The organism is Gallaecimonas aegicerasi, assembly GCF_045291545.1.
Lineage (GTDB): Bacteria > Pseudomonadota > Gammaproteobacteria > Enterobacterales > Gallaecimonadaceae > Gallaecimonas.
The window spans coordinates 1,725,820-1,737,059 of sequence record NZ_CP149514.1 but is presented as its reverse complement, the minus strand read 5'-3'; the positions used below and the strand labels follow the sequence as shown (position 1 = coordinate 1,737,059).

The following is an 11,240-nucleotide window of genomic DNA, read 5'->3' as shown; positions in this document are numbered from 1 at the left end:
CCTGAGCAAGGTAATTTTATAATGGTGTAAAAGAGTTATAACGTAGGGGCTTTGAAGCTGTCAAAGCGGTTGGCGGCATAATATGGCTGTTTGGCGAAATCGGCAGCAGTCAGTATTGGTTATGAATAACGGCTGGGTAATTAATGCTCAGCTACCTTGTGGCCAGGTAAAGCGGGGCAGCGTTGCCTTGAAGTGGCTGGCATCATCAATGAGCCTTGGCGCTTCGATGGGGTGCTGGTTACGGTGGCTGTTACCGGTAGAGCAAAGGATCAAGCGGTCTGCGCCAGCGCCTTTCAAACGTTGTGACATGACCCGGATCAGCTCATGGCGGTTACTGTGCCCAATAGCGGCAGCCAGCCGGTTGCGCCAGTCAAACTGATAATCCCCCTGGCCGATACTATTCCAGAGCCTGGCGGTGCGATCGGCTAAGGTCGCGTCCGGTTGATTCAACTGGTAGAGCAGGGCCTGCTGGGTTTGCTGCCATTGCGCTTTACTGAGGCTCAGCAAGACATAGGTCATGTTCTGGATGAAATCATCAATGGCATCAAGCAGCTGCTCTGGGCCGGCTACCGGGCTTTGTATGTAAAACAGCAACCCTGGCAGGCGCTGCATGGGAAAAAAGGTCAGCCCCAGCATGTACCCCAGTTGCTGCTTGTTACGTAATTCGTCAAAGAAGGTGGCGCTCATCAGCTGTTGTAGCAGCATAAAAAAGGCATGCTCGTTGGCACCGGCCGAACGCCCCTGGTAGTAGACCAGCAAAGCAGAATCAGGGTGATTTATCTCCAGGCTTCGCAGCAGTGGGCCTCTCTCTTTTAATGACAACACCTGCCGCTCGGGTTCTGCCCCCTGGGCTCGTTGGCGCACCTCGTCGACCCAGTCGGTAACGTCCGCCTGGGCAGCGCTGCCGTGCACCAGTCCTTCGACAAACAGGCTGTCGAGTACGACCTGCTGGTGCGCTACCAGCTCGTCATAATGGATTGTGGCCATTTCTGTGGCCAGGCGCTGGTAACCGGGGTGGGCAGGCTGTAATAACCTGGGTAACTCTGCCAACAGTTGCTGTATCGGTTTTTGCTTTTTCACTGCCCGGTATTGGCGCAATAGCCCCTTTTGGCACAGTGTTAATGCCGATGGCGGTGGTGCCTTGTCCAGTAAGTGGCGGACAATATAGCTAAACAACCGGTGCTGGCGACCCAGGGTACCCCAGGTGTGAAACGTAATACCGGCCTGTTGCGGATAGAGTTGCCAGCCCAGGCCTGCCAGTTCGGCGTCATAGAGTTGGCCGCTGAGCTGCTCCGATACCATATCCAGCCACAGCCGGGTCATTGCTACATGACGGGGTGACTGCATGGCATGCACGCTTTCAAGGGCCAGATACAGCTGCCCCTTGGGCAGCCTGAAGTCAGGGTCTTGCCAGTGCCAGAGACGGTGCTGGCTGTCAGTGCTCAATAATGTCGGGCGGTGACGGACCCGAGTCAGTGGTGCCGGAACGGCCGGAGGCCCAAGGAATGGATTCGGCCCCGGCAGCTTCAGCTCCGTCAAGGGGGTTGGCTGGCGCCAGCGGGCCAGCCACTGCTGGCTGATTGGCCGGGTCAAGAACGGGGTGTGATACCACGGCGCCTGCTGGTTACTCTCAACGTCGGGAGAAACCAACCCTAAACGCAGGTTATCCGGGGTGAGAAAATCCAGCCAATAGCGCAGCCGTTGTGGATCAAAGCGCTCCATTACGAAGTCACCATAGAGCGCGTCTTCAGCGGGGAATTGCAGCATGTTGACTGCCAAGTGGCTGGAAAAGTCCATGGGTTCAGTCACTTCCAGCAACCGGAAAGATTGCTCTGCCAGCTGTTGGCGTTCTTCAAAGCGCCAGGGCTCCAGCCCCTTTTCGCGGATCAGCGCCAGCATCGCAAAAAAGGCTTCAACAATTTCGGCCTGCTGCTGTTCACCCTGTTCAGTCAGCAAAAATTGCACCGCATACTCACGAAAACCACTGCCACTGATGCCACCCCCGGCGGAGAGAGCCTCAACCCAGCCTCGTTGCTTGAGGTAAGCCAGCAAGCTGCCAGGGCCTTCATGGCCAAGTAAATGGCTGATAAAGGTCAACGGTTTTTGCCGGTATTCCGCCTGGGTAGACGGCAGAGGGAAATTGATCACCAGGCGGCGCTGCTCTTTTAACGGCTGGGCACAAACCTGAAAAGGTAATTGCAGGTACAAACGGGTGCCTTCCCAGAAGCTGGGAACCTTGGTGCCGCTGGTAATGTCAGAAAAAAAGCTATGGGCCCATGATGACAGCTCGGCAATGGCAAAAGGCCCGTACAGCACCAGCGTCATGTTGCCCGCCTGGTAATGTTGCTGGAACAGCGCCCGGGCTTCATCTGCCAACTGGGCAGGGTCACCAGCCAGGGTATCGAGGTTACCAACCGAAAACTTACTGAACGGGTGCTCTGGGTTCACCACCGATTTGTGCACCTGATAGATACGGCGGGTGTCATCCTGAAGTTTCAGCCGGTATTCCGCATCGATGGCGTGCCGCTCTTTATCGACAGCATCTTCGGCCAGCAGCGGGCAAACAAAAAAGCGGGAAAAGCGCCACAGGGCTTTAGCGAAGTAGGGCGGGGCTACGTCAAAAAAGTAACTGGACTGTTCGGTACCGGTCCAGGCGTTATGGTTGCCGCCGGCCTGCTCAATAAAATGGTGGTAGTCGGCCGCGCCGGGGTGCGTTTCGGTGCCAAGAAACAATAAGTGCTCTAAAAAATGGGCCAGCCCCTGGCGCTCAGGCGGGTCGAAAAAATGACCCACACGAATTGCCGCCGCCGCGGCAGCCTTGTGGCTTCGTGGGTCTTCCACCACCAGCACTGGCAGGCCGTTGGCCAGCGTAATATGGCGATAAGTGCGATGGTCAAATGGGCTTTTATGCACAGGGGCTCTCGAACGCGGCTATCGATCCATTATGACCAGCTCAGCGCAGATTGGAAATGGTCACGCCATTATGTACACTGCGCCACCAACCCAGTGGAGGACGGGCATGCAAATTCTGGTAATGCGCCATGGCGAGGCACAAGCTCAGGCGGCTGATGATGCCTCCCGGGCACTGACCGCCCATGGCCGCGCGCAGGCGCGGGCGCAAGGGCAGTGGCTGGCTATGCACGGTGCCCCGGATGCTCTGTGGGTGAGTCCTTATTTGCGCGCGCAGCAAACCGCCGACGAAGTACTGGCCGGGCTGGGCCAGCCCCTTGCCCGTGTAACTTTGCCGGAGCTGACCCCCTCGGGTGATATCGTCGCCATCACGGCGCTACTGGCCGGTAGCGATGACTGTCAGCGCGTTTTAATGGTTTCCCACATGCCGATGGTGGCTTATCTGGTTGAGGCCCTGGTCCCTGGAGAAGTGCCGATGGCCTTTGCAACGGCAGAGATTGTGGTCATTGACAGCGAACCCAAGCCAACAGTACGCCAACGCCAGTTGTCAGCCGAAGGTTAACTCCTGCTCCAGCAGTACCAGCAAGGCCCCCTGGCCACCGTATTCACGGGGCGCTGAATGCACCGCTAACACCCGTGGGTGCTGGGCCAGCCAACAGGGCAGTTGGCGTTTTAAAGTACCGCCGCCAATACCATGTACTACACAAACGCAGCTCAGTTGCTGACGCTCCGCGTGGGCGAGCAAGGCTGCCAGCTCCAGCTTGGCCTGTTCACGGTTCAAGCCATGTAAATCCAGCGTCACCTGCGGTGCGTAATCGCCCCGGCGTAGCTTCTTCAGTTCCCCTCCTGAGACATCGTCACGCACGAAATTTGGCCAGCTTTCACCAAAGTGCGGTTGATAATGGTCAGAAAAGTAAAACAAGGAGTGCGGATCGGGCTGGGCTTTGCTTGCCATTACCCGCTTGTTGTCGCTGGCTGGGCGTCGCCTGGGTTGGTGGCCTATGGTATCCTGCGCCAGCGGTCGGGTATCGGCCACAGCGTCACGAAACAAGGCCAGATCATCATCAGTACAAATGGGCTTTTTCATGGCGCCATAGTGTAGCTCAGCACGGCGCAGGGCTGAAACGGGAGGCAGAGTTGGACAAAATTTTTCTTGATGAAGCGGTCAATGAACTGCACAGCATTCAGGATATGATCCGCTGGGCGGTTAGCCGCTTCAGCGCCGCCGATATTTATTACGGCCACGGCACCGATAACCCCTGGGATGAAGCGGTGGCACTGGTGTTAGCGACCCTGTATCTGCCAATGGATATTGATGAACATACCCGCCATGCCCGGCTGACCCAGTCTGAGCGCCAGCGCATTGTTGAACGCATCATGGAGCGTATTCAGCTGCACAAACCGGTGCCCTACATCACTAATCAGGCCTGGTTCTGTCATATGCCGTTTTATGTGGATGAGCGGGTGCTGATCCCCCGTTCTCCTATCGGTGAGTTGATTGAAAAGCGCTTCTCGCCCTGGCTTGATGGCCGCGAAGTTACCCGTATTCTTGACCTTTGCACCGGCTCCGGCTGCATTGGCATTGCCTGCGCGCATTACTTCCCGGAAGCAGAAGTCGACATTACCGATCTGTCAAAAGACGCCCTGGCGGTGGCCGAGCGCAACATCGAAGAACATGGCCTGATGCACCAGGTCACGCCTATCCACTCCGATTTGTTCCGGGCTATCCCGGATGGTGACCAGTACGATCTGATTGTTACCAACCCGCCTTATGTTGATGCTGAAGACATGGCTGATTTGCCTGATGAGTATCAGCATGAACCGGCCGTGGCGCTGGCGGCCGGCACCGACGGCCTGAAACTGGTTAACCGTATTCTGGCCAATGCGCCGAAGTACCTGAAAGAAGGCGGCATACTGATCTGTGAAGTGGGTAACAGCGAAGTGCACATGAACGCTCAGTACCCGCAACTGCCGCTGACCTGGCTGGAATTTGAACGGGGTGGCAGCGGCGTGTTTGTGATCAGCAAGGAAGACTTGCTGGCCCATGCGGATTTGTTCAGCCTCTATAAGGATTAACAATGGCCGGCAACACCTTTGGCACCCTGTTTACCGTCACCACCTTTGGCGAAAGTCATGGACTGGCGCTGGGCGCCATTGTTGATGGCTGCCCGCCGGGGTTGGCGCTGACCGAGGCTGATCTGCAACCGGAATTGGACCGGCGTCGCCCCGGCAGTTCGCGTTACACCACACCCCGCCAGGAAGCAGACCAGGTGCGCATTCTGTCAGGCACCTTTGCCGGGAAAACCACCGGTACGCCCATTGGTTTGTTGATCGAAAATACGGATCAGCGCTCGCAGGATTACTCCGAGATCGCCCGGCTATTCCGGCCCGGCCATGCCGACTATGGCTATCACTACAAGTACGGCCTGCGTGACTACCGTGGCGGTGGCCGCTCCAGCGCCCGGGAAACGGCCATGCGCGTTGCCGCTGGCGCTATCGCTAAAAAATGGCTGGCGCAGCAAGGTGTTACCATTCGCGGCGCCCTGACTGCCATGGGCGAGATTGACTGCCCGGTAACCGACTGGGCCGAGGCGAAAAAAAACCCGTTTTTCTGCGCCAACCCTGACAAGCTGGCGGCCCTGAATGAACTGCTGCGCGAGATCAAAAAAGCGGGCGACTCGGTGGGCGCCAAAATCCAGGTAGAGGCCAGTGGTGTACCGGTTGGCCTGGGGGAGCCGGTTTTCGATCGCCTCGATGCCGACATTGCCAAGGCAATGATGAGCATCAATGCCGTCAAAGGCGTTGAGATTGGTGACGGTTTTGCTGCCGTCCGGCAAAAAGGCTCCGAACACCGTGACGAAATAACCCCCGCAGAAGGTTTTCTCAGTAACCATGCCGGCGGGGTACTGGGCGGCATCAGTACCGGCCAGACCATCACTGCCAGTATTGCTCTTAAGCCCACTTCCAGCATTCGCGTGCCGGGGCGCAGTATTGATGTGGACGGCAACGCTGTGGAAGTGGTGACCAAAGGCCGCCATGACCCTTGCGTGGGTATTCGTGCGGTGCCCATTGCTGAAGCCATGCTGGCACTGACGTTGATGGACCACTGGTTACGTCAGCGGGGGCAAACCGGACAGTTATAAGCGCCATGCACCATTATCGCGACTTGATTACCCTGTTTAACGATACCTTTCTCGCCAGCCATAACACTGAACTGGTGCGGGGCGATGACGAACCCATTTACCTGCCGGCCAGTGTTGGGCATGAGCGCCATCGTATTGTTTTTGCCCACGGCTATTACGCCTCGGCGTTACATGAAATTGCCCACTGGTGTCTGGCCGGAGCCGAGCGCCGGCAGCAGGTGGACTACGACTACTGGTACTGCCCTGATGGTCGTAATAGTGCTCAACAGCAAGCCTTTGAACAGGTAGAGGTTAAGCCACAGGCCATCGAATGGGGGCTCTGCCTGGCCGCCGGCTTTCGCTTTAATGTCAGTACCGACAACCTCAACGGCAGTGCCGAGCCAGACCGGCAGGGCTTTCAAGAAAAGGTACGGACACAGGCGCTGCACTATGTGGCGCAGGGCTTTCCAGTACGTGCCGGGCAGTTCATGACGGTATTGGCGGGCTTTTATGGCCAGTTGGTACCGTGCGCAGCTGATTTTGAGGTGGCGGTATGAAGTTAGGGCTGATCATCAATCCGGTCGCCGGTGTCGGCGGTAGTGTTGCCCTCAAGGGCAGTGACAACATGGTCGCTGAAGCATTGGCTCGCGGCGCCGTGAAACAGGCCAATGCCCGCACCCGCACCGCTTTGACGCCATTACTGCCCCTCAAAGATCAGCTGCATTTTGTAACGGCATCGGGGGAGATGGGCGCCGATGTGCTGGCCGCTATGGGCTTTTCTTTTGAGGTGGCCTATCAGGCCGCTGAACCCAGTACTGCTGCCGACTCACAGCAGGCAGCGCAGGCCCTGATGGCGGCACATGTCGAACTGTTGCTGTTTGCCGGTGGTGACGGCACTGCCCGGGATATTTGCGCGGTGGTAGAGGAACATGTGGTGGTGCTGGGGATCCCGGCCGGCTGCAAAATCCACTCCGGCGTTTACGCGGTCACACCAACTGCTGCCGGCGAGCTGGTGGCTGCGCTTGCTCGTGGAGAGCTGCTGAGTATCGTTGACGCCGATGTCATGGACATTGATGAAAATCAGTTCCGCCAGGGCGTGGTCAGGGCCAAGCGCTTCGGCGAAATGCGTATTCCCCATTCCCTGCAGTACGTGCAGGCTGTTAAACAGGGGGGCCGCGAAGCTGATGAGCTGGTGCTGCATGACATCGCTGCGGAAGTGATCAGCCGTATGGAGCCCGGGCAGCGTTATGTCATGGGCTCTGGCAGTACAGTGGCATTTATCATGGCCGAGCTGGGCCTTGAGAATACCTTGCTTGGTGTGGATATCGTCGAAGATGAGCAGTTGCTGGCAGCCGATGTCACGGCTGAGCAACTGCTGGCCGCCATAACTACCGGCAGCAAGCTGGTGGTGACTTTGATTGGTGGCCAGGGGCACCTGTTTGGTCGTGGCAACCAGCAACTAAGCCCGGCGGTGATACGCGCCATTGGCCGTGACAACATCTGGGTGGTGGCCAGCAAGCGCAAATTGCAGGCACTGGATGGCCGCCCGCTAATTATTGATACCGGCGATGCTGCACTTGACCGTGAGCTGGCCGGTATTTACCCCATCATTACCGGCTACCGGGACAGTGTCATGTACCGGGCCGCCAACCCTACGGATTAATATGAGCTACCCGCAGTTTCTCGATGCACTACAAACACAACTGGACGAGCTGGTGGTAACCGGCAGCGATGACGATCTCTTTGCCGGCGGTTACCTGCAAGGTCATGTCATGCTGGCGGCCGGCCAGTATGAGCTGGAAGGTGATGAACGAAGTGTCGAGGTGTTCAAAGTGCGGGTCAACGAAAGCCTTAGCCGGGCCATTGCCGCTGGCGAGCTAAACCCGCAGGACCAACGACTGGTTCTGGATCTGTGGCAACAACTCAGCCAGTAGCCAGGGCTTGGGGTCAATCGATCGCTTGGCCCTTTTTCAGTTTTCTGACCCAAAAACGGTTGGGCATGATGGCGTCCAGTACCGGGGTGGGTAGCGGTTGCGGCTCGGCCAGCATCTGCGAAACCAGCACATCGGCACAGAGTAGGGCCGAGGTAACGCCCCGGGCCCCCAAGCCACCGAGCAGCCACAGGCCGTCCCAGGCGGTGGCACTTGCCTGGGTAATATCTTGCCCATGGTAGCCGCGGCTGTCTGGCAGGGCGCCCACTACCGGCAAGTGGTCGCGCAGCACCACGCGGGTGCCGGCGTTACCACCATTAACGGTCTCGGGGCACCAGCTGGCATCAGGAAAGCTACGGGCCACTTTGGCCAGATTGTCCTGATGTTCACTGTCACGCAACTCGCAGTTGCGATCCTGGCGGATAAAGCTGGCGCCGATGCAGAGGCTGCCGTTATCGGCCGGTGTCATGTAACCGTTATGGCACAGCACGGTTTTTAGCGCGGTCAGGGGCTTGCTGGCCGGCACTGTGCTGATTTGGCCGCGTACAGCCGTCAGTGGCAGTTTCTCGGCAAAGTCAATATTGCCTGCGCCTGCGGCCAGGATCACCTGCGAAAATACGCCCAAGGATTGCTGCTCGGTGAACAGCTGCCAACCACCTGCTGTGGCCGGTTTGATGGCGGTAATGGTGGTGTTGGGGTGTACTGGTGTGTCAGCCAGTAGCCAGTTCACCAACGCCGGTGGCCTGAGCCAGCCGGCGTCGGCAAAATACAGCGCCGGGTAGGGCTGGGGCAGCCCGGCCAAGGTGCTCGCTTCATCGGCATCAACATAGCGGCAAAGTGGCGCAAAGGTATCCGCCAGGCGCTGGTAACGCTCGCTGAGCTTGTCATCCAACGCTAGCTGTAATAAGCCGTCCAGGCCTTGCGTGACGCCACTGGTACGGACAATGCGGCGGCTGTAGCCATAAGCACTGGCAAAGAGCTGGCTGACGGCATCGTGCTCAAGGTTCAGCAGTGGGTACATTGCCCCTTGGGGATTGCCGGAGGCGCCAGTGGCGGGGGTACTATCCTGGCAAAACAGGGTGGCCTTGATGCCCCGGCGGCGCAGTTGCCAGGCACAGCTGGCACCGGCCAGCCCAGCGCCAATAATGGCGATGCTGTCCGTGTCAGTGGCTTCTGGGCGGTCATAAAGTGCTGGTGCGGGCTTACTTTTGGGCGCTACCAGAGCACCGGCGAGCATGTCACGCTTGCGGCCAAAACCCGGTACTTTTTGAGCGTCAAAACCGGCCGCCAATAAGCCGCGGCGCACAAAGCCAGCGGCGGTAAAGGTGGCAAAAGTGCCGCCCGGTTTGGCCAGCCTGGCCATCTGTGCAAACAATGCCGGCTGCCACATATCCGGGTTTTTGGCAGGAGCAAAGCCGTCCAGGAACCAGGCGTCAACCAGGCCGCCGGCAGGGCACTGCCAGCTTGGCAACAATTCCTTGATGTCGCCCAGCCACAGATCCAGGGTTACCAGCCCATTATCGAACAACAGCCGGTGGCAACCGGGTAGTGCTGGCGGGTAGGCGTCTTGCAGTTGCTGACTGAGCTCAGCCAGTTGGGGCCAGGCGGCCAAGGCCGTAGCGAGATCCGCTTGGCTGAGAGGGTATTTTTCGGTGGATATAAAATGCAGCCGGGCCGCCGGGCCGCGATGCTGGCGAAAAGCCCGCCAGGCAGCCAGAAAGTTAAGCCCGGTACCAAAGCCGGTTTCGGCGATAACAAAGGCCCCTTGATGTTCGCCAAAGCGTTCCGGCAGGCCATTGTTTTTCAAAAAAACGTAGTCACTTTCCTGTAATCCTGAGGCATTAGAAAAGTAGACATCATCAAAATTGTCGGCAACAGGTGTACCCTGTTCATTGAAAGAAATCGCGGCGTGGCGCATGTCAGTCATCTGGTTTATGCCCTGACGCCGTATTCTACCCTTGGTAGGCCATATCAGCCATGGGGAAAGCCGACCAGTTGGCTTCCCGGCTTTGCGTACCATAGGCACATTACAACGCAATCAAGTGAGGCAGGATGAAACGCGTCGTCATTACCGGTCTGGGTGTGGTATCCAGCATCGGCAACAACGCAGAGGAAGTGCTGGCATCCCTGAAAGCCGGCCACAGTGGCATTCGTCAGTCCCAGCAATTTGTCGAGATGGGGCTGCGCTCTCAGGTATGGGGTGATATCAAACTGGATATCAACGAGCATATCGATCGCAAGGCGCTGCGCTTTATGGGCGAAGCCGCTGGCTATGCCTACATCGCCATGGAACAGGCCATTGCCGATGCCGGCCTTGATGAACAGCAGGTTTCCAACCCCCGCACCGGCATTGTGGCCGGTTCCGGTGGCGCCTCCAGTAAAAACCAGTGTGTGGCGATCGACATCTTGCGTGAAAAAGGCGTCAAACGGGTTGGCCCGTACATGGTGCCCCGCACCATGTCTTCCACCGTTTCAGCCTGTCTGGCCACGCCCTTTAAAATCAAAGGCGTGAACTACTCCATCAGCTCCGCTTGCTCAACGTCTGCCCACTGTATTGGCCATGCTGCTGAACTCATTCAACTGGGCAAGCAAGACGTGGTCTTCGCCGGTGGTGGTGAAGAAGTGGACTGGACCCTGGCAATGATGTTTGACGCCATGGGCGCGCTGTCGACCAAATACAACGATACCCCGGAAAAAGCCTCGCGGACCTATGATGCTGACCGTGACGGCTTTGTGATCTCCGGCGGTGGCGGCATGGTGGTGGTTGAAGAGCTGGAACACGCGCTGGCGCGTGGTGCCACCATTTACGCCGAAATCGTCGGCTATGGCGCAACCTCTGACGGCTACGACATGGTAGCCCCCAGCGGTGAAGGCGCGCTGCGTTGTATGCAGCAGGCGCTGCATGGTGTCGAAGGTCCTGTGGATTACATCAACACCCACGGTACTTCCACACCGGTAGGGGATGTCAAAGAGCTGGAAGCTATCCGTACTCTCTTTGCTGACAACATGCCGGCTATCTCGGCCACCAAGGCCATGACCGGCCACGCCCTAGGTGCGGCGGGTGTACACGAGACCATTTACTCACTGCTGATGATGAAGCATGGTTTTGTGGCGCCGTCAGTGAACATCGACAATCTGGACGAAAAAGCCGATGGCATGCCGATTGTTCGCGAAACCCAGAGCGCAGACATCAACACCGTGATGTCCAACAGCTTTGGTTTCGGCGGCACCAATGCCTCTTTGGTACTGAAACGCTACCAGGGCTAAGGCTTTCATC

At 57.9% G+C, this 11,240-nt stretch carries 10 protein-coding genes; 7 read left to right on the top strand and 3 right to left on the bottom strand.

Annotated features, from left to right (window positions below):
* Positions 1–147 precede the first annotated feature (147 nt).
* Entirely contained in the window at positions 148–2,913 is a 2,766-nt protein-coding gene (locus WDB70_RS08555; protein ID WP_406663394.1) for an insulinase family protein, read from the bottom strand.
* Between the two features lie 106 nt (positions 2,914–3,019).
* Between WDB70_RS08555 and sixA the strand changes: the two genes are divergently transcribed.
* Complete coding sequence (gene sixA / locus WDB70_RS08550; RefSeq protein ID WP_406663392.1) at positions 3,020–3,472, top strand: phosphohistidine phosphatase SixA; 453 nt, start codon at positions 3,020–3,022, stop codon at positions 3,470–3,472.
* Here sixA and smrB read toward each other — a convergent pair.
* Positions 3,458–3,997 (bottom strand): endonuclease SmrB, encoded by a 540-nt coding sequence (gene smrB / locus WDB70_RS08545; protein WP_406663390.1) that lies wholly within the window; start codon positions 3,995–3,997, stop codon positions 3,458–3,460. The genes sixA and smrB overlap by 15 nt on opposite strands.
* Before the next feature lie 50 nt (positions 3,998–4,047).
* Here smrB and prmB point away from each other — a divergent pair, with 50 nt between their 5' ends.
* The 5 genes from prmB to WDB70_RS08520 are packed head-to-tail and all read left to right on the top strand — an operon-like array spanning position 4,048 to position 7,966.
* Positions 4,048–4,986, top strand: a complete 939-nt coding sequence (prmB, locus tag WDB70_RS08540) for a 50S ribosomal protein L3 N(5)-glutamine methyltransferase (RefSeq protein WP_406663388.1) — start codon at positions 4,048–4,050, stop codon at positions 4,984–4,986.
* Between the two features lie 2 nt (positions 4,987–4,988).
* Positions 4,989–6,053, top strand: a complete 1,065-nt coding sequence (aroC, locus tag WDB70_RS08535) for a chorismate synthase (protein WP_406663386.1) — start codon at positions 4,989–4,991, stop codon at positions 6,051–6,053.
* A gap of 5 nt (positions 6,054–6,058) precedes the next feature.
* A complete protein-coding gene (locus WDB70_RS08530; protein ID WP_406663384.1) occupies positions 6,059–6,589 on the top strand; it encodes an elongation factor P hydroxylase in 531 nt (176 codons plus the stop codon).
* Complete coding sequence (locus WDB70_RS08525) at positions 6,586–7,695, top strand: ATP-NAD kinase family protein (RefSeq protein ID WP_406663382.1); 1,110 nt, start codon at positions 6,586–6,588, stop codon at positions 7,693–7,695. The genes WDB70_RS08530 and WDB70_RS08525 overlap by 4 nt, the downstream gene beginning before the upstream one ends.
* Before the next feature lies 1 nt (position 7,696).
* Positions 7,697–7,966 carry a YfcL family protein gene (locus tag WDB70_RS08520; RefSeq protein WP_406663380.1) on the top strand — a complete coding sequence of 90 codons (270 nt, stop codon included), beginning with the start codon at positions 7,697–7,699 and terminating at the stop codon, positions 7,964–7,966.
* Positions 7,967–7,979: 13 nt separating this feature from the next.
* On the opposite strand, the gene mnmC is transcribed toward WDB70_RS08520, so the two are convergent.
* Positions 7,980–9,890 (bottom strand): bifunctional tRNA (5-methylaminomethyl-2-thiouridine)(34)-methyltransferase MnmD/FAD-dependent 5-carboxymethylaminomethyl-2-thiouridine(34) oxidoreductase MnmC, encoded by a 1,911-nt coding sequence (gene mnmC / locus WDB70_RS08515; protein ID WP_406663378.1) that lies wholly within the window; start codon positions 9,888–9,890, stop codon positions 7,980–7,982.
* A gap of 125 nt (positions 9,891–10,015) precedes the next feature.
* On the opposite strand from mnmC, the gene fabB reads away from it, so the two are divergent.
* Entirely contained in the window at positions 10,016–11,230 is a 1,215-nt protein-coding gene (gene fabB, locus WDB70_RS08510; RefSeq protein WP_406663376.1) for a beta-ketoacyl-ACP synthase I, read from the top strand.
* Positions 11,231–11,240: the final 10 nt, after the last annotated feature.